The organism is Kurthia senegalensis, from assembly GCF_000285595.1.
Taxonomy (GTDB): domain Bacteria; phylum Bacillota; class Bacilli; order Bacillales_A; family Planococcaceae; genus Kurthia; species Kurthia senegalensis.
The window spans coordinates 900033-923749 of the sequence record NZ_HE611064.1 but is presented as its reverse complement, the minus strand read 5'-3'; the positions used below and the strand labels follow the sequence as shown (position 1 = coordinate 923749).

Below are 23717 nucleotides of genomic sequence, written 5' to 3'. Positions count from 1 at the left end.
AAGTACCGAATTTTTAGTTAATTCAAAATATTTCGTTATCAAAGCAGCGGAACGTTGCACAAATCGGCTTTAGAGTTTTTCGGTATAATAGAGAATGACAATATGAACGGGGGCAATAACGCATGGATTTTTTTGAACGAATGGCACAGGTGACGAGTGTAAAACTGAATGATGTACAGCGACAGGCGGTCTTGCATACAGAAGGTCCATTGTTGCTACTCGCCTCACCTGGTTCAGGGAAGACGACGACATTAAATATGAAAATCGGCTATTTATTACTTGAAAAAAATGTACCAGCACATCGTATTTTAGCGATGACGTTTAGTAAAGCGGCAGCGAGAGATATGAGTCAGCGTTTTGAACATTTTTTTAGTACCGTTCTTTCAGAGCGTGTTCATTTTTCAACGATTCATAGTTTGGCTTATCAAATCGTTCGCCAATATTTTGCGAAAACGGGACGTCAATTTTATTTAATTGAAGGGAACACAGACCCGAAATGGCAAAAGAAAACGATTTTGCGTAATTTATTCGTCGAAAAAAGAAAGACACAACCGACAGAAGATGAAATGGACGAGTTGATGACATTTATTAGCTTCGTTAAAAACCGTATGTTGGAAGGCGAAGCATTGAAGTCAGCGACGTGTACATTACCAGATGCTATTGCTTTATATGAAGCGTACGAGGCATTCAAAAAAAGAGACGGCTTGAATGTTTTTGTGGATTTCGATGATATGTTGACGTATTGTTACCAGATTTTAGTCGAAGATGAAGACATTCGTACAGCGTATCAACAACGTTATGAATATGTCTTAACGGATGAAGGGCAAGATAACTCTGTCATTCAACATGAAATTATTCGACTGCTTGCAGCACCACATAATAATTTATGCATCGTGGCGGACGATGATCAATCGATCTTTTCTTGGCGCGGATCGGACGTTGAAAAATTACTAGAGTTTCCGAAAGTTTATAATGATGCGACCGTTTTAATGATGACGCAAAACTATCGTTCGACGAAGGCGATTACGAACGTAGCGAATACGTTTATTATGCGTAATAAAAAGCGCTACCCGAAAAAAATGTTTACAGAAAATGAACAAGGGCGTGCGATGACAATTCATAATATGCGTCGTTATACGTTGCAGCTAAATTATGTTGTGGAGGAAATTGCGAAAGCACCTAATCCCGGAGAAGTTGCTATTTTATATCGTAACAATACGTCAGCGATTCGTTTAGTCGATGCACTCGATAAGCAAGGCATTCCATTCTACATGAAAGAAGTGGATGTGAAGTTTTTCCGTCATTTCGTCGTAGAAGATATTTTGAATTTCTTGCGTATGTCTTACAACGACCAGCGTGCGGATTTATTAGAGCGTATTTATCCGAAGATGAATGCGTACATTAAAAAGGCACAAATGATGCAATTGCTTGCGAAAGATGACCGGACGACTTCTGTATTCGACCAATTGGCAATGAACGTCCATGCGCCTTATCAAGAACAAGCACTACGGAAGGCGAAAAAGAAATTAGCACAGCTAAAGGATTTGTCACCGAAAGATGCCATTCAATGCATTCGACATGACCTTGGATACGAAAAAAGTTTGCAGCGTACGGCAGAGCATTTGAAATTAAATGAAGAGCGTCTACTCGGAATCGTCACGCAGTTAGAATACATCGCAGAAGGGTTAGACGACGTGACGGCATTTGCGAAGCGTATTAAACAATTAGAGCAAATTATGCGCGCATCTCGAGAGAAAAGTGGGCAAGGAGTAACGCTGTCTACGTTCCATAGTGCTAAAGGTCTTGAGTACGATACGGTGTATATGATTGATTTAATTGACGGGATTGTGCCGACGAAAGATGATGTGAAAGCGTATAAAGATGGAGACGAAAGTAAGATGGAAGAGGCGGTGCGCCTTTTCTACGTTGGGATGACACGAGCACGTCATAAGTTAGAGTTGCTAACGTATGACCAAAATTACGAAGAAAAAGTGAAACCATCTGCTTTTTTAGACGATATTCGCTCGATTTTAAACGGAGAAGATGTGAAACCACTCGTATTCGAAGAACCGAAAGTTGAACGGAAAAATGTCGTGACAAATAAAGCATATCAACAACGTAAAGTTGCGAAAGATATACCTGAAAATGCGATTACGCAGCGCAGCGAGTTACAAAGAGGGACAAAATTAACACATCGCTTGTATAATAAAGGTTATGTGAAAAAAATCGATCAAGAAGAAATTGAAATTGTTTTTGAACAATATGGTACGAAACGTTTCATGCTTGATCATTGTTTACAAAATGGTTTGTTACGTAACGAGGAGTGACCGTAAAACATGACAGATAATGAAGTGGCAGCACAAGCATTTGAACGCTTGTTAAAGTTGTCACAAAAAGAAGATGTCATTGCAATGCAAGAGGAAGTAAGGAAATTAATTGTGTACGCTGTGAAATGCCAATACGTCGATTATCAAATGAAGGTTCTTATCTGTGTCGACGATATGAATGAAGGCCAAATGAAACTTTTTTTACGTGCGATTGAACAGGCACAAGCGAATAATTGGCGGAAAAAGTTGATGACGCATTCTAAAATTATGCGTCAATGGTTGAGATTGAATAACGTTGTCACATATTGGTAAAAAAATAAAAAGAATACGCCGATTCACTTTGTTTGTGAATCGGCGTATTTTTATTGATGCGGAATGTTATGAATGGATTTCTGCATATAATTTTTGGTTTTTTTCATGGAATCTTTCGTTATGAGAAGAAACCATCGCATAGCTATTTGCATCGGGTTCGATGTATTTCTTCGCACTGTTTACAGCAAGTACAGCATCGTTAAACGTACCAACTAATAAATACACTTTGTCTGCATAGGCAACGGTGTCACCGACAGCAAAAATTCCTGGCGTTGTCGTTTGGCATTGTCCGATGCTTTCGAACAATTCTTTTTCATTTTGTTTCGGTGCAATTGCTTCATCGAAGTGCAAAGAAACTTCACGATTGTAGCCGTGACAAATGAGTACTTCGTCCATCGAGAGCGTACGAGTTTCACCGTTGTGACATACGTCTACGTTCTCAATTTTCGTTTTATTTGCATTTGAATTTAACGTTTGAATTTCCGTATTTAATAAAATTTCAACACCCGCATCACGTAATTTATTAATTTGTGATTCATGTGCTTTTAGTTCTTCACTACGGTAAATGACCGTCATTTTTCTCGTGATAGGGAGTAGCTCTACAGCCCAATCAATCGCTGCGTTTCCACCACCAGAAATGAGTAGTTCTTTATTTCGGAAACGTTCTTTTCCGTTAATTGTATAGTGAAGGTTCGCCATTTCATATTTTTCTGCGCCTTCGATTTCGAGTTTAATCGGTTCGTAAATACCACCGCCAATTGCGATAATAATCGTTTTGGAGTAATGTGTTTCGCCAGCTTGTGTCGTGATAATGAAATGATCGTCTGCACGTTCAACATTCGTTACTTTCGTATTTAAGCAAACAGTTGGTTCAAATGTCATCGCTTGTTTAATCAGGTTTTTTAAAAAATTTTCACCTTGAATCGGTTGTTGCCCACCGACATCCCAAAGCATTTTTTCTAAAAAGATATTTACTTTACCACCTAGTTGCGGATGAAATTCAATTATTTTCGTTTTAAGATCGCGCATCCCACTATAAAAAGCACTATAAAGTCCAGATGGGCCACCACCGATAATCGTTACGTCATATAGCTCCATATCACACACTCCTGTATATGTTTTAAGTCGATTTAATTGATAATAATTATCAATTGATATACGTATAGACTACGTTACATCGTGAATTTTGTCAATTTCGTTCGAAAAAAGCTAGAATGCATTAAAAAATTGTAAATTTTTACATTGACAAGGAATGACAGTAGATATATATTCATCAAGTGATAAAGATTCTCATTAACGATTAGGGAGTGTTGAAGAAATGAAAAAAATGACGAAAATGTTGTTATTCGCAGTACTATCCATTTTAGTTCTTGCATTAGCGGCTTGTTCAGACGATTCTTCAAAAGAGTCATCTGATAATACGAAGAAAACAGAAACGACGGATGCGCAATATCCAATTAAAATTAAACATGCATTCGGTACGACAACAATCGATAAAAAACCAGAACGCGTTGCGACGATCGCTTGGGCAAATCACGATGTTGCATTAGCATTGGGGGTTGTTCCTGTTGGTTTCTCAGCAGCAAATTACGGTATTAAAGATATTAAAACAGGGATTTTACCTTGGACACAAGAAAAATTAGATGAACTTGGTGAGAAAAATCCAAACGTATATCAAGACACAGACGGTTTAGATTTTGAAGCGATTGCGGATTCTCAACCAGACGTTATTTTAGCAGCTTACTCAGGTATTACAGAAGAAGAGTACAATAAATTAAGTGAAATTGCGCCAGTCGTAGCTTACCAAAACCAACCATGGGTCACTTCTTGGAGAGAGCAAGTGAAATATGATTCAATGGGTATGGGCATGGAAAAAGAAGGCGAACAATTAATTAAAGATACAGAAAAAACAATTGCGGATGCAGCAGCGAAACATCCTGAAATTAAAGGGAAAAAAGCAGCTTTCGGTATGTTTAACACAACAGACTTATCAAAATTCTATATTTACACACCAGCAGATCCTCGTGGCGAAATGCTAACGGATCTTGGTATGGAATATCCAGAAAAAATTAAAGAACAAGTAAAAGATAACAGCAGCTTCTACTTAGAATTAAGCGCTGAAAATGCAGACGTTTTAAATGATACCGAAATGTTAGTCGTATACGGTGATGACAAAACGTTAGCAACGCTTCAAAAAGATCCGATTTTAGGCAAAGTACCAGCGATTAAAAATGGCAACGTTGTCGTTGTTGAAGACAACACACCGCTTGCCGCTTCAGGTACACCAAGCCCATTATCAATTCAATACACAATTGATGATTACGTAACAAAAATCTCAGACGTAGCAAAAAATATTAAATAATGAAAAGTTTGCCCTCAACAGGCGAAAAGCAAAGGTTACTACCAAAACATTTTGTGGCGGTAGTAGCCCTTTTGCTTATTTTGCTTCTCATTAGTGTGTTGATGTCACTTGCATTCGGCTCAAGAACGATTGGGTTAGGTGGCTTAATGGATGGATTATTCCATCCTTCTGTAGAAAGTCATGAAGCAAGTGTCGTACGTCAACGAATTGCACGAACTGTTTTCGGCTTGATTTGTGGTGCAGCGCTCGGTGTTTCTGGGGCACTGATGCAATCTGTTACACGAAATCCAATTGCCGACCCAAGTATTTTAGGCGTCAACACGGGCGCGTCTTTATTTGTCGTATGTGGGATTGCTTTTTTCAGCATTAGTTCACCGAGTGAGTACATTTGGTTAGCCATTATTGGCGCCATGTTAACGGCCATTTTCGTATTCGGAATTGGCTCGATGGGCGCGAGTGGTGCGACACCGTTAAAACTCGTATTAGCAGGTGCAGCAACGACGGCGATTTTATCGTCACTCGTAACAGCCATTCAAATTCCACGTATGAATGTGATGGACCAATTTCGTTTTTGGCAAGTCGGTAGTGTCGGCTCTGCTAGTTGGGAGTCCGTTCAAATTTTCATTCCTTTTCTCGTCGTCGGTTTAGTCATCGCACTATTCGTTGCACCCGCTTTAAATGCGTTAGCGCTTGGCGATGAAGTAGCGACTGGATTAGGTGTTCGAACAGGTGTTGTGCGTATATTTGCGGCTTTTGCGGGCGTGTTATTATGTGGTGCGGCGACCGCTCTTGCAGGTCCAATTGGCTTTATCGGGTTACTCGCAACACACGTCATTCGATTAGTTATTGGACCAGACGTTCGATTTTTAATGCCGCTTGCCGCGTTATGCGGTGCGATTATTTTAGTCATCTCGGACGTTGTTGGACGTTTCCTCGGTAGTCCTGGGGAGCTAGAGGTAGGGATTTTAACTGCCTTTATCGGGGCACCGATTTTAATCTTAATTACAATGAAAGCGAAAATGAAATCAATATGATAAATGAAACGATGAATGCCATAATAAAAGCAAGAAAAAGTCGGCAACGTCGTTACATTTTTGTGACGGTGTTACTGGCTGTGATTACGATTGCATTAGCCTGTGCAATGATGATGCTCGGAAATACGATTTACCCAGTTCGCGACGTCGTGCGCGTACTGTTCGGTGAAACGGTTCCAGGTGCTTCATTTGCGATTAATGAAATTCGCTTGCCACGTACGGTTGCAGGTCTTTTTGCTGGCTTTGCATTCGGAGCTGGCGGTTATATTTTCCAAACGATGTTACGAAATCCGCTTGCAAATCCGAATGTAATCGGGATTACGACAGGTTCGAGTGCAGCCGCTGTATTTTGTATTATTATTTTGCATACGAGTAGCACGGTCGTATCACTTGCCGCTGTTATTGGCGGACTTGTGACCGTTGCAATTATTTACGGATTATCAAAAGGAAGTTCTTTTTCAATCGGTCGACTCATTTTAATCGGGATCGGTATTCAAGCGATGTTAAACGCCTTTATTTCTTATTTAATGCTCATCGGAAAAACGAGTGATTTACCGACAGCACTTCGTTGGTTAAGCGGTAGTTTAAACGGTGCAGAACTTGAAATGACGTTTCCGCTAATCGTGGCGGTCATCATTGCGACACCCATTTTGATTTATTTTGCGAAGCATTTGGAAATGTTAGAACTTGGCGAACAAGCAGCGACCTCTTTAGGCGTTAATACGAATCAAACACGTGCGATTTTAATGATTTGTGCCGTGATTGTGATTGCATTAGCGACAGCTACAACAGGTCCGATTGCCTTCGTTGCCTTTTTAGCAGGTCCGATTGCACAGCGTTTAGTCGGAGTAGGTTTTTCAAATATAGTACCAGCTGGATTAATCGGTATTATTTTAGTATTAGGTGGCGATTTGATTGGACAATTCGCTTTTGAAACACGTTATCCAGTCGGGGTGATCACAGGTATTATTGGGGCACCGTATTTAATTTACTTACTCATTCGAATTAACCGTAAAGGAGATATTTAATGCCAACGCATACATTTGAAACGAAACATTTACAAGCCGGATACGATCGTAAAATCATTTTAGATGATGTGAACGTTCGTATTCCTAGCAATAAAATTAGTATTATTATTGGCGCGAATGGCTGTGGAAAATCGACATTGCTTAAAACGATGGCACGTTTAATTAAGCCAGAAAGTGGCGACGTGTTATTAGATGGGAAGTCGATTCATAAAATGGCTCCTAAGCAGCTCGCTAAAATTTTAGGGTTACTTCCACAATCACCAATCGTTCCAGAAGGAATTACGGTAGCAGATTTAGTAGGACGTGGACGTTTTCCACATCAAAGCGTAATGAAAGGTTGGTCTAAAAAAGATTATGAAGCGGTAGCAGAAGCACTCGAAATGATGAACATTACGGAGTTTGCTGATCGTGCAATCGATGAATTATCTGGTGGACAACGCCAACGTGTTTGGATTGCGATGGCATTAGCTCAGCAAACAGACATTTTATTTTTAGACGAACCGACGACGTATTTAGACATTACGTATCAAGTTGAAATTCTAGATTTACTCACAGATTTAAATCAAAAATACGGTACGACAATCGTCATGGTATTACATGATATTAATTTATCTGCACGTTATGCAGACTATTTATTTACGGTGAAAAACGGGAAGTTAATTGCTGAAGGAGCACCGAAAGATATCGTGACAGCTGCGTTAATTAAAGAAACGTTTGCGCTCGATTGCCAAGTGATTCAGGACCCTGTTTCTAATACGCCACTCATTGTACCAATCGGACGTCATCACATTTAAAAAGAAGTTGGGATAAAACCCGCGTCCATAAGAAAAGACATGCATGATTTGAATAAAATCATGCATGTCTTTTGTTGTCCGCTCGTGCTATTCCATTTCGAACAACGATTCTATCAAAATCTGTTATAGAAAAAGGATGACTCTCGTTGGAATGTACGTATCCATTCCTAAATTTCAAACGAAATGGGCTTCGTACTCAGGCAACAAATTTAAGAAAATACACTATACGGGAATGGTCATTCCTCATTTGTGCATAAAAATAAAGAAGGGGATGTCAAATTTGACATCCCCTTCTTTATTAAAAGCTGAAATTTCCATTTATATTCCAGTATCTTTTTATGCTAGATTAGAAACTTTCTTCGAAATCACGGTTCCAATCATAAATGTAAATAGCTTCTTCTGTAAACCAGTTGTGGCTTTCGGTATCGCCATCTTCTTTACGTTTTTCTTCCTCTTGCATCATCCAACCAGTTTGAGAGGCGTGCGCGCGCATAGAACCTATTTTTTGTTCTTTTACGTCACGAATGTCATTGATTAGATGAGGTTCGCCCAAGTTTTCGACTGTATCGTTTGCGAAAGCGACGCAGTACAAGCGTGGACGATCTTCTTCTTTCATACGACGAATAGCACGTACGACTGCTTTACACGTCGCTTCGTGGTCAGGGTGTACGGCATAGTTTGGATAAAATGTTAGAACGAGTGAAGGATTTAATTCATCGATTAATTTCGTCATCATTTGAACCATTTTTTCATCGTCTTCAAATTCAACTGTTTTGTCGCGTAAGCCCATCATGCGTAAATCGTTAATGCCGATTGCCTCACAAGAAGCTTGCAATTCTTTTTTACGAATCTCAGGTAAGCTTTCACGAGTTGCGAAAGGTGGGTTGCCTAAGTTACGACCCATTTCACCTAGCGTTAAGCAAGCGTATGTAATCGGAACACCAGCGTTGGCATATTGCGCAAGTGTGCCAGACACACCAAAAGCTTCATCATCGGGGTGAGGGAATACGACTAAAATTTGACTTTCTTGTTGTTCGAGCATGTGCGAACCTCCTTAATAAGAAAAAGGTGTTTTACTAATTTCTAAAGCGACGGCTAATTTACCTTCATAGTCGTGACCAGCCATTAATAAGCGACCTTGTTCGTCTAATTCAAAATGTGTAATACCTTGTGCGTAAATCCAACCGCCATTCGCTAATTTTAAGCCAACACGATGTGGAGCCTCCGCTGTTACTTTACCAAGCTCATATTGTACGACAATGTTACGGATGAAGCAGCCTGCATTGAATACTTTTTCATCAAAGTGGCTCGCATAAGCACCGTTTGTCGTTTCTAAATGGATATATACATCTTCATTCGCAAATGAATTAATGAGCGTTTGAAGCTCGTCTATTTTAACTTGTTCCACTTGAAAATCTCCTTCCAACGTTCAATCTATTCCAATTATAGAGAACTTTTTCACGTTTGGCGATTTGTACGCTTGGGAAAAGGAAGTTAGTGAAGTAATGAATAATAGGGCGGTGAAAAAAATCGTAGCTATGTCCAATACGTATGTAACTTGTATTTTGCCATTCTCTTATTTTGAAAGATCAAAATTTAAATTATATCGACAATTAAAAAAAGAAGAATTTGATTTTTTTAATTTAAGAGAGCTTGTTTTACAAAAAAAGTATTATGGAGATGTTGAAGTTTCACATGAAGAGTTAGATCAACATTTTTTACCTTATATAGAACGTCGTATTTTTCCAAATAAAGAAAGCGAAGAAAATATATTACGTTACTCAAAAAAAGACGAGTTCAAACGACCCTTATGATATACAATCGATCGTATCATTTTGAAATTCTGAGTACGGACGTTATATTATGTCCTTTTCAATTAGGATTTATCACAATGAGATTGAAATTAAATGGTTCGTATGAAACGTATGAAGTAATGGAGTTTTTACATCATCTTCGAATATTAGAGCCTAAGTTTTCAGGAGAAAAAATGTAAAGATTGAGTCGGAAAAACACACTTTCAAAAGTATGAGTGATTTTATATTTGATGGACTACATCCTTTTTTAAAACCTTATTTAAATCACGATGTTGTAAGAGGTGGATATTTTGGTAGTTTACCTTTTTTGAAGATGAACATATGATGGTCTCGGTCTATACAGAAATACCAGAAAAGATGAAGTTAGAGGAACATTATCATTTTAGTCAAATCGATGCGCTAGATCGAGAAGGTAACGTCATAAAAACTGCAGAAAATAAGGAATATATGGAATCTGTTTTAGAAAAATATGCTATTAAAAGATTGGAGCCGAAAGCTTATTATACGGTGACAGGAAATTTATTTGCTTGTATCGTAATAGATTCAAGTGATAAAAAAGTGATGAATACTGTACAATCTCATTTTATGAGTATCCATTATTATGAAATAATTTTGCATTGCTTTTATAGGTTAACTTTATTAAAGCTTTCAAATGAGCATAGTGATATAGAAGTATTAAACGATCAAGAACATACGGAAGAACTAATTGAACAAATTAGTCGATTTTCCGCAACATATTATTTTGAAGAAGTTAGTTCGCGCTCTAATGGAATTGAAATGTCCCTACACTTGAGAAAAGCTTTTAACTTATCTAATCAATACAGTGAAGTAAAAAAGACACTTGAGGGTTTATATAGAAATCAAGAAGGGATTTCAGCTAGAAAGCAAAATAGTTTATTGTTTTTACTAACAATTTTTACAGTAGTTTCTGGCATATATGGGATGAATTTAATTATTGATGAATGGAAAAAACCATTAAACTTATCAAACATACGAGAGTACAATTTTTTCGAATGGATTTCTTTCCTCACAGCAGTTTTAGGTATCGGAATTAGTATTTTCATTGTGTTTATTTCTGGCTATCGTAAACTTAACGTTTTCGTACGAAAACAAAAGAGAAAATATTATGAATAAAATCTAGGAATTAGTATATTTTTAGTTGTTATGATTAACGAAAATAAACTATCTAGTAGTAAAATTTACTGCTAGATAGTTTATTTTTTATATATTTAGTTAATCATTATAAAGGTACACTTGAATAAACGTATGTTGGTCGTCTTTTTAAAGGGCTTCAATCGTTACTTCCGGAGCACCGAAGCGAGATTTAGCGCCGTGGTGTACAGGACCGACGAATTCGTTCAATTTCCAACCATGTTCAATGCCGGCTGCAACGAATTCTTTCGCTTCGAATACAGCTTCTTTAACAGAAAGACCACGTGCTAAGTTTGCTGTAATCGAAGCGGCAAACGTACAGCCAGCACCGTGATTGTATGTCGTATCAACTTTCGCCGTTTTTAATAAATAATGGGTCGTACCATCGAAGAATAAGTCCAATGCTGCATCATCTGCAATGCCGCGACCACCTTTGATGACGACATTTTTCGCGCCGAGTTGTGTGATCTTTTCAGCTGCTAATTTCATTTCTTCAATCGATTTTGGTGTTTTTACTTGTGCAAGTTGTCCTGCTTCAAAAAGATTCGGCGTCGTTATGAGTGCGTTCGGTAGTAAGTAGCGGACCATTGCCGTCACGTTACCCGGATTCAACACTTCATCTTCGCCTTTACATACCATAACAGGGTCGATGACGACATTTTTCACTTGTGCGTCGGCGATTGCTTTACCAGCTGTTTCGATGACTTCTTCTGTTGAGAGCATGCCTGTTTTAACAGCGTCGATTTTCGTAGAAAAAGCTGTTTTTAGTTGTGCTTTTAAGACGTCGATTGGTAATGTGTACACGCCGTGTGCCCAGTTGTTGTCAGGATCCATTGTTGCGATCACAGAAACTGCAGCCATACCGTATGTGTCATGTTCTTGGAATGCTTTTAAATCAGCTTCTAAACCCGCACCTCCTGAAGCATCTGAACCAGCAATTGTTAATGTTTTAGGTAATCCCATCGTAAAAAACTCCTTCGTATAGCGTAATTGTTACATTCATTATGAAACACATCTGAATGGATTAAAATAGTCAATTTCATACTATTTTATAAGGTCAGATTGTAAGAAGTGCAAAAAAATGGACAGTTGCTTATAATGGAGAGTGATTTTCTGAGGAGAATGATAACAGCAATCAAAAATATTGACAAATGTATACAAATGTATACAAATGTATACAAATGTATACAAATGTGTTAAATCATATACATGAAAAATATTCTAAAACCGAAAGAGATGTCTGAATTATTAGGTATTTCTGTTAAGACATTGCAAAGATGGGATCAAGAAGGTAAATTAGCTGCTTATCGAAACCCTAGTGGAAGAAGATATTACACGAAAGAAATGGAACAAGCTAATTGACGAGTGTTTAGAAGGTAGTATCCAGACAATTGTTATTGCTCATAAAGATAGATTTATTCGTTTTGGATATGATTGGTTTGAGCGACTATTGAAGAAGCAAGGAACAGAAAATCATTGTTGTAAAAAATGAGAAATTATCCCCTTCCGAAGAATTAACACAAGACTTAATTTAAATTATTCATGTATTTAGCTGTAGAATTTATGGTTTGCGAAAATACAAAAGGATGATGAGTTGTGAAACGTGCATATAAACTAGAAATCAAACCAACTAAAGAACAACGTGAAAAACTCATCAGAACTTTTGGTGTATGTCGCTACGTCTATAACATGTATATTGCAACGAATCGTGTGAATTACGAAGAAGGTAGAAAATTCATGAGTGGTTACGATTTTTCTAAATGGTTAAACAACGTTCATACGAAACAAAATCAACAAGACTTATGGATTAAAACGGTATCAAGCAAGGCAGTTAAGCAATTCATTATGAATGCAGAGCGTGCTTACAAAAACTTTTTCAAAGGGTTAAGCAAACATCCTCGCTTCAAAAAGAAAGCTAGACAAGATGTGAAGGCTTACTTTCCTAAGAATAATCAGACCGATTTTAAAGTAAAGCGCCACCAAATTAAGATTCCTACAATTGGTTGGGTAACGCTCAAGGAGTTTGGTTACTTACCGTAAAATGTAATTATCAAAAGTGGTACAGTATCACAAAAAGCTGATCGTTTTTATATCTCGGTCTTATGTGAAGTTCCTGAACTTCCTAAACAATCGCCTGAATCAGAAGGTATTGGCATTGATTTAGGTATCAAAGATTTTGCGATGATGAGCAACGGAGACGTTTACGAAAATATTAATAAAACAGATAAAGTAAGAAAACTTGAAAAACGATTAAAACAAGCTCAACGGAAATTGAGCAGAAGTTATGAACAAAATAAATATAAAAAGGTAGGTGAAAACTGCTACTTTAACAATCGACAAAAACAAATTTGTCGTGTACAAAAGTTACATCAGCGTCTAGCAAACATTCGAGAAAACTACCATAAGAACATTGTGAGTGAATTGGTGAAAACCAAGCCAGCATTCATTACACTAGAAGATTTAAATGTTCGGGGTATGATGAAAAACAGACACTTGTCAAAAGTGATTGCGCAACAAAGTTTCTTCCATTTTAGAACGAAGTTACAAATGAAATGTGAAGAGTATGGAATTGAATTACGCCTTGTGAATCGTTTTTATCCTAGTACTAAGTTATGTAGCTGTTGTGGGTATAAAAAAGTAGATTTAACACTGAAAGATAGAATTTACGAATGTGTAAATTGTCATCAAGTGTTAGACCGAGATTTAAATGCTGCCATGAATTTAAAACAAGCTACAGAATATGAATTGTTAGTGTCAGTTTAAATGAATAGTACGGTGGGCTACATCGGAATTAAAGCCTGTGGAGAATGATACAAAACGTTGGTAGGGAGTACGTGCTGAAGACGCATTCTAAGAAGCAGGAAAAAGCTAGATGTATATTTTTGTATATGTTTTTAGTAGCAGGAAAAAGAATGAATAAAAAATCAATTGTAGCGTTAATTATTGCTGTAATCATTGCAGCAATTATTGCGACACCTTTCATCATTTGGAACGCGATGAAGCCACAAGATGAAATAACGACGGGTGTGCTCGTCGAAAAAATGAATGATTTAAATGAACTCGTAACAGCGGAAGCGATTACGAAAGTCGCTATTCAAAAAGAGAATAATAAAATTTTCGGTCAAGAAATTAATTTAGATATTCCGGGAACAGGACAAAAAGTGCTAGTAATCGTTCCGGGAACGGTTCAAGCTGGTGTAAAGTTAGACCAGCTTACGAAAAAAAATGTCACAGTGAACAATGAAAAGAAAAAATAACGCTGCATTTGCCGAAAGTTGCAATTTTAGGCAAACCTTCATTAGATTTAGAAAAAGTGAAAGTGTTTTCGAATGAAGGGATTTTCCGTTCAGACGCTACGGTAAAAGAAGGGTATGAACTAGCAAATGAAGCACAACAACAAATGACTGAAGAAGCAATTAGCGAAGGAATTTTGCAAAAAAGCACAAACAAATGCGGAACAGTCTTTGAAAAATATGTTTGGTTTAGTAGACTATGAAGTAGAGGTTATGTTTGAGGAGTAGAGACGATGCCAAAACAAATTTTCACGAATACGTGGCAGCAAGTAGTAGGGGCTCAATTTGATGAACCTTATTATGAACAGCTACATGATTTTTTAAAAGAAGAATATGCGACACAAACGATTTATCCGCCGATGAATGATATGTGGAACGCTTTTCATTATACAGATTATGAAGACGTGCGTGTCGTTATTTTAGGACAGGACCCGTATCATGGGCCCAATCAAGCGCATGGGTTAAGCTTTTCTGTACAGCCAGGCGTGAAGCACCCACCGAGCTTACGCAACATTTTTCAAGAATTGCAAACGGACTTAAACGTACCTATACCAGTAGATGGCACGTTAACGAAGTGGGCAGCGCAAGGCGTTATGATGTTGAATACGGTATTAACGGTTCGCGCACATGCAGCGCATTCTCATAAAAATAAAGGGTGGGAGCAATTCACCGATGCGGTCATTCGTTCGTTATCTGACCGAAAACAACCGATCATTTTCGTATTATGGGGTAAACCTGCACAACAAAAACAAAAATTAATTGATACGTCGCGCCACGTTATTATTGAAGCGCCACATCCGAGTCCGCTTAGTGCGTATCGAGGTTTTTTCGGCAGCCGCCCATTTTCAAAAATTAACGCGCAGTTACGCGCGTGGGATATGCCACCGATTGATTTTGATTTGACGACACCACTAGGAGGACACGTATGAAAATAAATTGTTTTGATTGTCAGTACTTCCAAGTAACATGGGAACAACACGCACCGCGCGCATGCCGTGCATACAACTTCAAAACGAAAGCAATTCCTTCTGTCATCGTGAAGCGTTCTTCTGGCATGGATTGTTTAAAATTTTCACCGAAGAAAAAGGGGTAATGAAATGATTTCTTATGATGACGTTATTCAACAAATACAAAAACAGGCATTACGTGCAAAAGAAGCATCGAATGATAGCCAAAAGCGCGAGCAATTGGCAGCGATTCAAGCGCTTTGTGAAGTTGCTTTAATGGGAGAAACAATCGAAACTGCACCGTCATATGTTTCGCAAAATGCACCGATGCAAACGATGGTCAATCAACCGATTATCCAACAAGCAACACCTGTATTTGAATCGAAAAAAATGGTCGAAGCGGATGCCAATGGTGATTCGTTATTCGATTTTTAAGTGGAAGGACGAGTTAAGTGAAAAAGAATTTAGTAATCGGAGCAATTTTTGGCTTCTTAGCCGTAGCGTTAGGTGCATTTGGGGCACACGCATTAGAGGCTATTTTAGAGGAAAATAACTATGCAGACGTTTGGGAAACCGGCGTACATTATGAAATGTTTCATGCAGTCGTTATTTTAATTATCGGTATTTTAATGCATAAAAATATTATCGGAAATGTTAAGTCACTTCGCGTTGCGTCGATTGCGATGACGATCGGTATTATTTTATTCTCAGGTAGTTTATACGTATTAGCATTGACGAAAATTACAGTAATTGGAGCGATTACGCCAATCGGTGGCGTTGCTTTTCTAATCGGCTGGATTGCATTAATTGCATCAGCAAAACATATAAAAGAAGCATAATTTCATGAAAAACACTTCCGAGGAGAAACCGTCGGAAGTGTTTTTTGTTGCTGCAAAATCTTTCACAGTGACTGTACGAATGCCATAACCCTCAGAAAGCGTCCGGCCAATTAAAAGAATAAAAGCTAATAGTATTCATTCGAAATATCATTTTTTATTCAAAAACATATTTCGTGTCAAAAAATAATATTTTATTTCTTTATTCTTCAAATATATAAGTCGAAACGTATGAATACAGAAAAAATAGTATAGTTTTTCCACGTATAGGGTATTTAGAAAGTAACAACAACTACTAGAAGAAAGAAGTGGATTAATGTGTACTTTGTATTTAATCTAAATGAAACCATTTCTTATAACAACCACGTGATGTCAATTAACTCTCAATATATGTATGATTATTTAAAAGATAAAGGGCATGATTTAATTTTTGTCGCATCAGAAGGTATTCGAAACATGCTCCCTCATATTGATCGACGTTTCCATAATGAAACGTTAGTAGGTTTAGACGGAACGGTTATTTGTAAAAATGGGCATTTGCAGCAAGCAGTTGCGTTTACAACAGAAGATTTGATTCAGATGATGACAGTAGTAGATGCACATCACGGGACGATTTTGGCAGAAGGCTTATGGGATTACACGTATACAGGTGGCGTTCATTCAAAGCATTACGAGAAAATAGACGTCTCGAAATTAGCAGAAAATAAGCAGATTGAACAAGTAGGAAACGTGTCGAAAATTTCTATTTTAAATATTGATCGAGCAGGGCAGTTCGTTGAGCGTATGACGACAGAGTTCCCACACATTTCAATGCATTTTGAAAAAGATAGTACGATTACATTGAAACCGACAAATTATACTGTGTGGGATGCATTGCAGTCGTTAAATATCAAAAAAAATGAATACGTAGCAATCGGTTTTAATAACACGAATCAACATATTTTACAGCATACGAATTATAATTCTTTGAAAGCTTTCTCAAAAGAATTAGACGAAAAAATTCAACAACATTTTCCGAAAGCATAAAAAAGACACGTTTACATGACGTGTCTTTTTTTATATGCAATATAATTAGCTTTGTACCATTTTCACGAGAACATGGGCCAATGATTTTTTCTCATCTTCATCTGCAACTTTCCACAATTCTTGTAAGATTTTTTGCTCACGATTTTTAGGTTCTTCATTTTTGGCTAAATGATCGGCAACAAATTTAGCACCTTTAGCTAAGAAAGCATCACTTAATCCTAATTTTTCACCTTTGGCTAATTGTTCTTGCAAATATCCTTTGAATTTAGCAAAATTGTTTAAAATGTCTTCTTTTTGTTCAGGAGTCAGCTCGGAAATTTTTTCAGTGATTTTGTTCAATTCTTCACTCATAATAAACCTCCTAGAAATTTGTCTTACGATTCTCTAGTTCCCTGACATAAATAGAATAAACATTTAGAACAAAAAATACCTGTTCTTCAACAAAGAAGAACAGGTATTCAAAATTAAAGTGCTAATAATTGACGTAATTTTTCTTCGTTTAAAATGTTCCCAACGAAAAATTCACCGAAGTCTGCATAACGTGCAGAAACTTCATCAAAACGCATTTCATAAATTAGTTTTTTGAATTGTAGTACGTCGTTTGCGAATAAAGTAACGCCCCATTCGTGGTCATCGAAACCGATTGAGCCCGAGATGATTTGTTTTACTTTACCAGCGTAACTACGACCAATCATACCGTGAGAACGCATCATTGCTTGACGAGCATCCATTTCTAACATGTACCAGTTGGCCCCTTTTTCACGGCGTTTATCCATTGGGTAGAAACAAATATGTTCCCAACGAGGTAGTTCAGGATATAGACGAGCGCGTACGTGTACGTTTTCGTATGGATCTTGAGCAGGTTCGTCACCTGCTTTTGCTTTCGCAAGGTAGTTTGAAAGTTCCACGACAGAAACGTATGAGTACGTTGGAATTGTGAAGTCAGCGATTGCTAATTTCGCAAATTTCGTTTCGATTTCATTTAATTCAGCCATCGTTTCGCGTAAAGTCATTAAAACGAAGTCTGCTTTTTGACCGACGATTGAATAAAAAGCGTGTGAGCCTGTTTTTTCTTCGTCTGCTTTATTTAACTCCGCAAGAAAAGCGATGAATTCATCAGTCGCTGCTTGACGGAAGTCTTCGTCCATTTGTTTCCACATTGGCCAGTTTATTGCACGGAAATCGTGTAGAACGTACCAACCATCTAAAGTTTGTGCTGCTTCGATCATTGTTAAAACACTCCTTATATAAATAATCGTTCTACCATAATTTTAGCACAAGTTATTTCATTCGTCCGTGTCAGATTGCTTGAAATGGGGGAGGATTTTCAAAAAGTGACTAATTCGTGTACACTAAAGAACGAAAAGATTACTTAGTACGGGAGATTAAAAAATGACAGATTTTTTAACACAAAAAACATGGCGTTTCATGGATCAATCGATTAGCGGTTTAGACCGTTCACCACTCGAATCATTTGCGGCAGATGACACACTTTGCCACTTAGTCGGACAACAACAATCCCCACTTACAGTTCGTACGTGGGTACACCGTTCAGCTGTTGTACTCGGTATTCAAGATCATCGTTTACCGTATGTGCAAGCAGGAATGGATTTACTTGAACAGCGTGGATACACACCGATCGTTCGTAATTCAGGTGGGCTTGCAGTCGTATTAGACGAAGGCGTTATGAACGTTTCCATCGTCTTGAACGAAGCGGTTGGACGCATCGATATTAATGAAGGATATGACATTATGGTCGCCTTTATTAAAGGGATTTTTCCGGAATTCGCAGACGCAATTGAAGCGTATGAAATTGTCGGTTCTTATTGTCCTGGTTCATATGATTTAAGCGTAAACGGTAAAAAATTTGCGGGAATTGCGCAACGACGTATCCGCGGAGGAATCGCCGTTCAAATTTATTTATCTGTCGATCGAACAGGTGGAGAACGTGCAGAATTGATTCGTGATTTTTATAATATAGCGCGTCAGAATGAAGAAACGAAGTTTGATTATCCGAACGTGCGCCCAGAAGTGATGGTTTCGATTTCTGAAATTATGGGGCAACCGATGACGGTAAATGAAGTGAATACACGAATTCAACAGTTTTTATATAAACATTGTGAAACGTTACGTATGGGTCCATTCGAGCAAGATGAGATGGAACAGTACACTTTTTATTTGAAACGTATTTTTGAAAGAAATCAAAAATTGTTACGAGAATGATCACATCTATGCACTTGAATAATATGTGTACTTTCGGCTACACTGAAACGTATGAGATTAAGAAATAGAAAGGGTTGCATTTAAAGATGGCAAACGAATTTAGAGTTTGCGATGAATGTCAGGCCGTTAATTTAAAAACATTGATTCCGAAGTTAAAAGAAATCGATCCCGATGCAGAAATTGATATTAAATGTCAGTCATACTGCGGACCTGGTCTTCGTAAGACGTTTACAATCGTCAACAACCGTCCTTGTGCGGCACATAACGAAGACGAATTAATGCCGAAAATCATCAAAAAATTAAAATCGCAAAAAAAACTGCCCGAAGGTTTTGTTGATAAGTGGACACCGGTCGAAGCAGAAGAGAACTAATACGTAGCAGGTTGATTCGTCAACCTGCTCTTTTTTTTGAAAAGGGATGGTCTCGCTTTGCGAAAGAAGTATTTGTTTTTATAATGAATGATAAGGGGGTGGGCATTTGAGTTATGCCACGAAAAAATTAGCAGAAGAGAAAGTGTTTAAAGATCCAGTTCATCGTTACGTCCATGTGAGAGACCAAGTGATTTGGGATTTAATTGCGACGAGAGAGTTTCAACGTTTGCGTCGTATTAAACAGTTAGGAACTACCTATTTAGTTTTTCACGGGGCAGAGCATAGCCGATTTAGCCATTCATTAGGTGTGTATGAAATTACACGTCGAGTGATTGACGATGTGTTCGTTTCAGATGACCAATGGGATAAACAAGAGCGCCTCGTTGCGTTATGTGCCGCATTGTTACACGATTTAGGGCATGGTCCATTTAGTCATTCTTTTGAACATGTTTTTCACTTGGACCACGAGGCATACACGCGCTTTATTATTTTAGGGGATACGGAAGTAAACGCTGTATTGCGTAAAGTGTCGGAAGATTTTCCACAAAAAGTGTCGGACGTAATTGAAAAGACGTATGAAAATCAACAAGTTGTGAGCTTGATTTCTAGTCAAATTGATGCCGACCGCATGGATTATTTACAACGCGATGCGTATTTTACAGGTGTGAGTTACGGGCAGTTTGATATGGAGCGTATTTTACGTGTTATGCGTCCACATGAAGACCAAATTGTCATTAAAGAGACAGGCATGCATGCGATTGAAGACTATATTATGAGTCGTTACCAAATGTATTGGCAAGTGTATTTCCATCCTGTTTCACGTAGCGCGGAAGTCATTTTGCGTAAAACATTAGAGCGTGCACAGCAACTTTATCATGAAAAATATACGTTTAAATATCCGCCAAACCCATTCGTCTCATTTTTTGAAGGGAAAGTGGATTTGGAACAATACATTGAATTAGATGAAAATATCGTTTTAGCGTATTTCCATTTTTGGACAGAAGAAGACGATGCGATTTTAAAAGATTTAAGTAGTCGCTTTTTAAATCGACGCCTTTTCCAATATATCGAATATGATCCAGGGAAAGACTTTACGAAAATTTTAGAACTGGAGAAGTTGTATGAACAAGCAGGGCTCGATTCTAAATATTATTTAGTGCACGACTCGACATCGGATTTGCCGTATGATTTTTATCGTCCAGGTGAAGAAGAAGGTCGTATACCAATTCATTTATTAAAATCATCGGGTGAGTTGTCGGAACTATCGCGCAGTTCAGCAATTGTAGAAGCGATTTCAGGGAAACGTCGTTACGACCATAAAATTTATTTCCCTGAAGATGTCCTTTTAGAAAATGGTAAGAAAAGAACGTTACGTAAACAAATACTAGAAGTGTTGAATCGTTAAGGAGGAAAGTGAACAATATGTTGGAAGAACATGCAAATGTTGTGAAGTTGATCTCATTAGCCGGTGAAGTAAAAGGGCGCAAAAAATTACAGAAGATGATTTATATTGCAAAGAAGTTTGATTATCCATTCCAAGAAAAATATCAATTTCATATGTATGGACCGTATTCAGAAGAATTAACGTTACGTGTCGAAGAACTTTGTACGATGGGCTTTTTGGCCGAACGTAAAGAACATAAAGGTGCATATGAACAATATTTATATACGGTGACAGACAAAGGGAACTTATTTATTAAGGGCTTTAGCGAACAGACAGAGCAGTTGCCGAAAATTATTGAAGCATTGAATAACGAAAGTTCACGATTTTTAGAGCTCGTTTCGACACTTCTTTATTTTGATGAATTAGAACGTGCGCAGCAAATATTGAAAGTACAAACCGTAAAAGCAAAGTTAAAGTTTACAGAAGAAGAAATGGCACAAGCATTTGAATTAATTGAAAAACTTGCAACGTTTAAAAATTGTTAAAGAAGGAATACAAGCAAAGAGTACTTATTGCGAGAATAGTCATCAGCATGGCTTTCTTATACAAGTCGCCTGGAGCAGCGACTTTCTTTCTTGAAACAATGCTCTAAAAAAACCTCGCAAACGTATGTCACGTTTGCGAGGTTTTTTTTCGTTTCATCAAAAAGAAAGAATAGTGAGATTATTTATCAGATGCGCGTACGCCACCATTTGCATAATGTGCTTTTTGCATTTCTTCGATAATAATTGTGATGTTTTCTTTTGGTGCATTGACAGTACGTGAAACAGCATCTGTTACTTCCGTTACTAATGCACGTTTTTGGTCGTCGCTACGACCTTCAATCATTTTAATCGTTACTACAGGCATTTCCGACACTCCTCGTTTATAATGATATAGTAAATCTAACATAATGATAACAGAACGGAGGCTTTTTGGAATGACTGAAAAGAAAAAAATGGAATTTAACATTATAAAAAATGCACCTACTGATGGACATAAAGGATACGGCATTGGTTCGCTATCTCTTGAAAATGTATCACCTGTCATTATTGATGTAGAAGAAGGAACAGCAACGGTTGATATTGGTGCGATGCATGCGCGTAGTGCGATAGAACGCGGCATTAAATTTACGACAAATCGTGAAGACTCAGAAGGCGGTAAAGATTATTGGCTCGTATGGGTAACGATTGAACAAAAACCAGAAGGCGGTTACTACGCAGGTGTGACAGCGTGTGATATGGTCGTAAATCGTGAAAAACGTCGCGGGTATAAACTATTACCTGACCACGTAAACAAAATGGATAAATCAATGAAACGTAAAATCATCGTAGACCATATGGATGCAAAATCAAAAACGATTTTAGCCAATTTCTTAAAAGGATTCGATGAAGACATGTGGAACCGTAGTGATGAAACATTACGTGCAAGTTTACAATAATTCGTGACTAAAATATGGACGTTCTACAAGTAAGGTTGAAACTCATAAGAAAAGGAAGTACACTTGAGAATAAAGTCTAGTATAGACTTTGGACAGCATAACTTGATGAATGTTTTGTTTTATTTGTATTAAAAGTGTAACCCAAGCCATTTTTAATACGGTATATACGAACGTACAACAAGCAGAAAAAGCTTTCAATGCAGCCAACGGACAAAGGCTACGCATTGAAAGCTTTTTTATTTAATCGAGTGTTTTTTCTGTTTGATTTGCGTGAATAATAACGTTTGTATCTTTCGGTCCGACGTATTCATGCAGCAAGAGATCCGCATAATTCACGAGCAACTCACCAGATTTTCCGTTATCAGGATAGTTGACGATACTCGATGATAAAGAAATATTCATCGTCTCACCTGTCGATAAGAGGAATTTCTTTTTTGTATGTGAGAGCGAAGTTTAGCGGCATATGACAGTGCCATTGCGGGTGGTGCGTCATAGCAAATGAAGAAAAATTCTTCACCACTCGTTCGAAATACAAAGCTATTATGTCCTTTTGCAAAGTCTAAAAGTTCTAAGGCAAGCTGTCTTAAAATTTCATCACCGTAAAGATGACCAGAATAACGATTAATCGTTTTGAAATGATCGATGTCGATGAGCATTAATGCGAAAGGATGCTTTTCTTCAATCGATTGCTCTAGTTTTTCTCGGAACTTGCGATTGTTGGCGATGCCTGTTAAATAATCAGTATCTGCGATTTCTTTCATTCGGCGTGCGTACGTAAATTGGCGTTTAAAAATATGCAATATAGCATACGTCGCATAAAACGCGACAAGGTTTAAGCAAACGCCTCCCCAAATAATCGGATTATTCAGCTGTACGGGTGTTGCGATAAGAAGAAATAGTGTACATTCGATCATGATGAAAGCTAAAAAGCCATGCACATTTTTCGGTGTAATTGGGAAGCGCCAAGCGAAGAAAGAAATAAGTAATCCGATTACTAACGTATTGCTGCCAATCATGAAGTGACTCATCCCGAAATCAACACAAAACATGCGGAAAATAGCAGAAATGACCGTCGTAATAATGCCGGCTATAGGACCACCAATAATCGTCGATAATAAAATGAGCGCAGGTCGTGCATCGCCGAATACACCGTCGACGATTGATACGGATGTAGAAATAAGCAAAATGGCAATAATGCCACCGACAAATCCGACGAACGCAGCATAATATGTTTTTGAAAAGCGATTTGAAATATCGAAAAACTCACATAAAAAGTAAGCTAATATGATGAATGTGAATAGAATACAAAAGTTGATAATTAAACTAATTAACAT

28 protein-coding genes and 3 pseudogenes are annotated in these 23717 nt (G+C 37.7%); 22 read left to right on the top strand and 9 right to left on the bottom strand.

The window, feature by feature from the left end; translation table 11 throughout:
* The first annotated feature begins 122 nt into the window (after positions 1 to 122).
* Both KSHG_RS04845 and KSHG_RS04840 read left to right on the top strand, forming a co-directional pair.
* Positions 123 to 2327, top strand: a complete 2205-nt coding sequence (locus KSHG_RS04845) for an ATP-dependent helicase (RefSeq protein ID WP_010302646.1) — start codon at positions 123 to 125, stop codon at positions 2325 to 2327.
* Between the two features lie 9 nt (positions 2328 to 2336).
* Positions 2337 to 2639, top strand: coding sequence for a hypothetical protein (locus tag KSHG_RS04840; protein WP_010302644.1), 303 nt, complete (start codon positions 2337 to 2339; stop codon positions 2637 to 2639).
* Positions 2640 to 2705: 66 nt separating this feature from the next.
* On the opposite strand, the gene KSHG_RS04835 is transcribed toward KSHG_RS04840, so the two are convergent.
* Positions 2706 to 3737, bottom strand: coding sequence for an NAD(P)/FAD-dependent oxidoreductase (locus tag KSHG_RS04835; protein WP_010302642.1), 1032 nt, complete (start codon positions 3735 to 3737; stop codon positions 2706 to 2708).
* Positions 3738 to 3957: 220 nt separating this feature from the next.
* Here KSHG_RS04835 and KSHG_RS04830 point away from each other — a divergent pair, with 220 nt between their 5' ends.
* From KSHG_RS04830 to KSHG_RS04815, 4 genes are read left to right on the top strand one after another with little or no spacing between them, the layout of a single operon-like run.
* Positions 3958 to 5001, top strand: a complete 1044-nt coding sequence (locus KSHG_RS04830) for an iron-siderophore ABC transporter substrate-binding protein (protein WP_010302641.1) — start codon at positions 3958 to 3960, stop codon at positions 4999 to 5001.
* Positions 5001 to 6035: a FecCD family ABC transporter permease gene (locus KSHG_RS04825; RefSeq protein WP_026022509.1), complete on the top strand. Its 1035-nt coding sequence runs from the start codon at positions 5001 to 5003 to the stop codon at positions 6033 to 6035. Before KSHG_RS04830 ends, KSHG_RS04825 begins: the two co-directional genes overlap by 1 nt.
* The gene (locus tag KSHG_RS04820; protein WP_010302638.1) at positions 6032 to 7063 is read left to right on the top strand and encodes a FecCD family ABC transporter permease; all 1032 of its coding nucleotides are present in this window, start codon (positions 6032 to 6034) and stop codon (positions 7061 to 7063) included. The genes KSHG_RS04825 and KSHG_RS04820 overlap by 4 nt, the downstream gene beginning before the upstream one ends.
* A complete protein-coding gene (locus tag KSHG_RS04815; protein ID WP_010302636.1) occupies positions 7063 to 7857 on the top strand; it encodes an ABC transporter ATP-binding protein in 795 nt (264 codons plus the stop codon). The genes KSHG_RS04820 and KSHG_RS04815 overlap by 1 nt, the downstream gene beginning before the upstream one ends.
* A gap of 346 nt (positions 7858 to 8203) precedes the next feature.
* On the opposite strand, the gene bshB2 is transcribed toward KSHG_RS04815, so the two are convergent.
* Positions 8204 to 8899, bottom strand: a complete 696-nt coding sequence (gene bshB2 / locus KSHG_RS04810; RefSeq protein ID WP_010302634.1) for a bacillithiol biosynthesis deacetylase BshB2 — start codon at positions 8897 to 8899, stop codon at positions 8204 to 8206.
* A 12-nt stretch (positions 8900 to 8911) separates the two neighbouring features.
* Positions 8912 to 9265 carry a YojF family protein gene (locus KSHG_RS04805; RefSeq protein ID WP_010302630.1) on the bottom strand — a complete coding sequence of 118 codons (354 nt, stop codon included), beginning with the start codon at positions 9263 to 9265 and terminating at the stop codon, positions 8912 to 8914.
* Between the two features lie 97 nt (positions 9266 to 9362).
* Between KSHG_RS04805 and KSHG_RS04800 the strand changes: the two genes are divergently transcribed.
* On the top strand, positions 9363 to 9671 hold the full coding sequence (locus KSHG_RS04800) for a hypothetical protein (RefSeq protein WP_026022508.1): 309 nt from the start codon (positions 9363 to 9365) through the stop codon (positions 9669 to 9671).
* A gap of 321 nt (positions 9672 to 9992) precedes the next feature.
* Complete coding sequence (locus KSHG_RS04795; protein WP_052309319.1) at positions 9993 to 10805, top strand: hypothetical protein; 813 nt, start codon at positions 9993 to 9995, stop codon at positions 10803 to 10805.
* A 147-nt stretch (positions 10806 to 10952) separates the two neighbouring features.
* On the opposite strand, the gene thiD is transcribed toward KSHG_RS04795, so the two are convergent.
* Positions 10953 to 11786, bottom strand: coding sequence for a bifunctional hydroxymethylpyrimidine kinase/phosphomethylpyrimidine kinase (thiD, locus tag KSHG_RS04790; protein WP_010302627.1), 834 nt, complete (start codon positions 11784 to 11786; stop codon positions 10953 to 10955).
* Between the two features lie 246 nt (positions 11787 to 12032).
* Between thiD and KSHG_RS18715 the strand changes: the two are divergent.
* From KSHG_RS18715 to KSHG_RS04750, 9 genes and pseudogenes are all read left to right on the top strand, one after another.
* Positions 12033 to 12355: pseudogene (locus KSHG_RS18715) on the top strand (MerR family DNA-binding transcriptional regulator); the annotation flags it as partial.
* Positions 12356 to 12419: 64 nt separating this feature from the next.
* Positions 12420 to 13586: pseudogene (locus tag KSHG_RS16165) on the top strand (RNA-guided endonuclease InsQ/TnpB family protein).
* Between the two features lie 149 nt (positions 13587 to 13735).
* Positions 13736 to 14080: a DUF4230 domain-containing protein gene (locus KSHG_RS18935; protein WP_010302622.1), complete on the top strand. Its 345-nt coding sequence runs from the start codon at positions 13736 to 13738 to the stop codon at positions 14078 to 14080.
* A gap of 8 nt (positions 14081 to 14088) precedes the next feature.
* Entirely contained in the window at positions 14089 to 14319 is a 231-nt protein-coding gene (locus KSHG_RS18930; RefSeq protein WP_010302620.1) for a DUF4230 domain-containing protein, read from the top strand.
* A gap of 30 nt (positions 14320 to 14349) precedes the next feature.
* Positions 14350 to 15045, top strand: a complete 696-nt coding sequence (locus tag KSHG_RS04770; RefSeq protein WP_010302618.1) for a uracil-DNA glycosylase — start codon at positions 14350 to 14352, stop codon at positions 15043 to 15045.
* Complete coding sequence (locus KSHG_RS04765) at positions 15042 to 15209, top strand: hypothetical protein (RefSeq protein ID WP_010302616.1); 168 nt, start codon at positions 15042 to 15044, stop codon at positions 15207 to 15209. The genes KSHG_RS04770 and KSHG_RS04765 overlap by 4 nt, the downstream gene beginning before the upstream one ends.
* A gap of 4 nt (positions 15210 to 15213) precedes the next feature.
* Positions 15214 to 15498, top strand: coding sequence for a YwdI family protein (locus tag KSHG_RS04760; RefSeq protein WP_010302614.1), 285 nt, complete (start codon positions 15214 to 15216; stop codon positions 15496 to 15498).
* A 17-nt stretch (positions 15499 to 15515) separates the two neighbouring features.
* Complete coding sequence (locus KSHG_RS04755) at positions 15516 to 15902, top strand: DUF423 domain-containing protein (RefSeq protein WP_010302612.1); 387 nt, start codon at positions 15516 to 15518, stop codon at positions 15900 to 15902.
* Positions 15903 to 16217: 315 nt separating this feature from the next.
* Positions 16218 to 16925 carry an HAD hydrolase family protein gene (locus KSHG_RS04750; protein ID WP_010302609.1) on the top strand — a complete coding sequence of 236 codons (708 nt, stop codon included), beginning with the start codon at positions 16218 to 16220 and terminating at the stop codon, positions 16923 to 16925.
* A 45-nt stretch (positions 16926 to 16970) separates the two neighbouring features.
* Here KSHG_RS04750 and KSHG_RS04745 read toward each other — a convergent pair whose 3' ends face one another.
* Positions 16971 to 17276: a DUF3243 domain-containing protein gene (locus KSHG_RS04745; RefSeq protein WP_010302605.1), complete on the bottom strand. Its 306-nt coding sequence runs from the start codon at positions 17274 to 17276 to the stop codon at positions 16971 to 16973.
* Between the two features lie 113 nt (positions 17277 to 17389).
* Positions 17390 to 18154, bottom strand: coding sequence for a hydrogen peroxide-dependent heme synthase (hemQ, locus tag KSHG_RS04740; RefSeq protein ID WP_010302604.1), 765 nt, complete (start codon positions 18152 to 18154; stop codon positions 17390 to 17392).
* 163 nt (positions 18155 to 18317) lie between these two features.
* On the opposite strand from hemQ, the gene KSHG_RS04735 reads away from it, so the two are divergent.
* The 4 genes and pseudogenes from KSHG_RS04735 (at position 18318) to KSHG_RS04720 (ending at position 21448) form a co-directional block, all read left to right on the top strand.
* Positions 18318 to 19148 (top strand): lipoate--protein ligase family protein, encoded by an 831-nt coding sequence (locus tag KSHG_RS04735; RefSeq protein ID WP_010302600.1) that lies wholly within the window; start codon positions 18318 to 18320, stop codon positions 19146 to 19148.
* Positions 19149 to 19234: 86 nt separating this feature from the next.
* Positions 19235 to 19453: pseudogene (locus KSHG_RS16155) on the top strand (DUF1450 domain-containing protein); the annotation flags it as partial.
* A 172-nt stretch (positions 19454 to 19625) separates the two neighbouring features.
* The gene (locus KSHG_RS04725; RefSeq protein ID WP_010302593.1) at positions 19626 to 20924 is read left to right on the top strand and encodes an HD domain-containing protein; all 1299 of its coding nucleotides are present in this window, start codon (positions 19626 to 19628) and stop codon (positions 20922 to 20924) included.
* A 17-nt stretch (positions 20925 to 20941) separates the two neighbouring features.
* Positions 20942 to 21448, top strand: a complete 507-nt coding sequence (locus tag KSHG_RS04720; RefSeq protein ID WP_010302588.1) for a YwgA family protein — start codon at positions 20942 to 20944, stop codon at positions 21446 to 21448.
* Positions 21449 to 21626: 178 nt separating this feature from the next.
* Here the strand turns inward: KSHG_RS04720 and KSHG_RS04715 are convergent, their stop codons facing one another.
* Positions 21627 to 21812: a 2-hydroxymuconate tautomerase gene (locus KSHG_RS04715; protein ID WP_010302583.1), complete on the bottom strand. Its 186-nt coding sequence runs from the start codon at positions 21810 to 21812 to the stop codon at positions 21627 to 21629.
* Between the two features lie 70 nt (positions 21813 to 21882).
* Here KSHG_RS04715 and KSHG_RS04710 point away from each other — a divergent pair, with 70 nt between their 5' ends.
* Positions 21883 to 22383 carry a YwhD family protein gene (locus KSHG_RS04710; RefSeq protein ID WP_010302580.1) on the top strand — a complete coding sequence of 167 codons (501 nt, stop codon included), beginning with the start codon at positions 21883 to 21885 and terminating at the stop codon, positions 22381 to 22383.
* Between the two features lie 240 nt (positions 22384 to 22623).
* Here KSHG_RS04710 and KSHG_RS18255 read toward each other — a convergent pair whose 3' ends face one another.
* Both KSHG_RS18255 and KSHG_RS04700 read right to left on the bottom strand, forming a co-directional pair.
* On the bottom strand, positions 22624 to 22785 hold the full coding sequence (locus KSHG_RS18255; RefSeq protein ID WP_010302577.1) for a hypothetical protein: 162 nt from the start codon (positions 22783 to 22785) through the stop codon (positions 22624 to 22626).
* Positions 22782 to 23717 (bottom strand): GGDEF domain-containing protein, encoded by a 936-nt coding sequence (locus KSHG_RS04700; RefSeq protein ID WP_010302575.1) that lies wholly within the window; start codon positions 23715 to 23717, stop codon positions 22782 to 22784. Before KSHG_RS04700 ends, KSHG_RS18255 begins: the two co-directional genes overlap by 4 nt.

What these genes read in the sequence shown, in the direction of transcription:
- KSHG_RS04845 (WP_010302646.1), top strand. Translation starts at nt 123, where the DNA reads ATGGATTTTTTTGAACGAATGGCACAGGTGACGAGTGTAAAACTGAAT.
- KSHG_RS04840 (WP_010302644.1), top strand. Translation starts at nt 2,337, where the DNA reads ATGACAGATAATGAAGTGGCAGCACAAGCATTTGAACGCTTGTTAAAG.
- KSHG_RS04835 (WP_010302642.1), bottom strand. Translation starts at nt 3,737, where the DNA reads ATGGAGCTATATGACGTAACGATTATCGGTGGTGGCCCATCTGGACTT.
- KSHG_RS04830 (WP_010302641.1), top strand. Translation starts at nt 3,958, where the DNA reads ATGAAAAAAATGACGAAAATGTTGTTATTCGCAGTACTATCCATTTTA.
- KSHG_RS04825 (WP_026022509.1), top strand. Translation starts at nt 5,001, where the DNA reads ATGAAAAGTTTGCCCTCAACAGGCGAAAAGCAAAGGTTACTACCAAAA.
- KSHG_RS04820 (WP_010302638.1), top strand. Translation starts at nt 6,032, where the DNA reads ATGATAAATGAAACGATGAATGCCATAATAAAAGCAAGAAAAAGTCGG.
- KSHG_RS04815 (WP_010302636.1), top strand. Translation starts at nt 7,063, where the DNA reads ATGCCAACGCATACATTTGAAACGAAACATTTACAAGCCGGATACGAT.
- bshB2 (WP_010302634.1), bottom strand. Translation starts at nt 8,899, where the DNA reads ATGCTCGAACAACAAGAAAGTCAAATTTTAGTCGTATTCCCTCACCCC.
- KSHG_RS04800 (WP_026022508.1), top strand. Translation starts at nt 9,363, where the DNA reads ATGAATAATAGGGCGGTGAAAAAAATCGTAGCTATGTCCAATACGTAT.
- KSHG_RS04795 (WP_052309319.1), top strand. Translation starts at nt 9,993, where the DNA reads ATGATGGTCTCGGTCTATACAGAAATACCAGAAAAGATGAAGTTAGAG.
- thiD (WP_010302627.1), bottom strand. Translation starts at nt 11,786, where the DNA reads ATGGGATTACCTAAAACATTAACAATTGCTGGTTCAGATGCTTCAGGA.
- KSHG_RS18935 (WP_010302622.1), top strand. Translation starts at nt 13,736, where the DNA reads ATGAATAAAAAATCAATTGTAGCGTTAATTATTGCTGTAATCATTGCA.
- KSHG_RS04770 (WP_010302618.1), top strand. Translation starts at nt 14,350, where the DNA reads ATGCCAAAACAAATTTTCACGAATACGTGGCAGCAAGTAGTAGGGGCT.
- KSHG_RS04765 (WP_010302616.1), top strand. Translation starts at nt 15,042, where the DNA reads ATGAAAATAAATTGTTTTGATTGTCAGTACTTCCAAGTAACATGGGAA.
- KSHG_RS04760 (WP_010302614.1), top strand. Translation starts at nt 15,214, where the DNA reads ATGATTTCTTATGATGACGTTATTCAACAAATACAAAAACAGGCATTA.
- KSHG_RS04745 (WP_010302605.1), bottom strand. Translation starts at nt 17,276, where the DNA reads ATGAGTGAAGAATTGAACAAAATCACTGAAAAAATTTCCGAGCTGACT.
- hemQ (WP_010302604.1), bottom strand. Translation starts at nt 18,154, where the DNA reads ATGATCGAAGCAGCACAAACTTTAGATGGTTGGTACGTTCTACACGAT.
- KSHG_RS04735 (WP_010302600.1), top strand. Translation starts at nt 18,318, where the DNA reads ATGACAGATTTTTTAACACAAAAAACATGGCGTTTCATGGATCAATCG.
- KSHG_RS04720 (WP_010302588.1), top strand. Translation starts at nt 20,942, where the DNA reads ATGTTGGAAGAACATGCAAATGTTGTGAAGTTGATCTCATTAGCCGGT.
- KSHG_RS04715 (WP_010302583.1), bottom strand. Translation starts at nt 21,812, where the DNA reads ATGCCTGTAGTAACGATTAAAATGATTGAAGGTCGTAGCGACGACCAA.
- KSHG_RS04710 (WP_010302580.1), top strand. Translation starts at nt 21,883, where the DNA reads ATGACTGAAAAGAAAAAAATGGAATTTAACATTATAAAAAATGCACCT.
- KSHG_RS18255 (WP_010302577.1), bottom strand. Translation starts at nt 22,785, where the DNA reads ATGAATATTTCTTTATCATCGAGTATCGTCAACTATCCTGATAACGGA.
- KSHG_RS04700 (WP_010302575.1), bottom strand. Translation starts at nt 23,717, where the DNA reads ATGTTAATTAGTTTAATTATCAACTTTTGTATTCTATTCACATTCATC.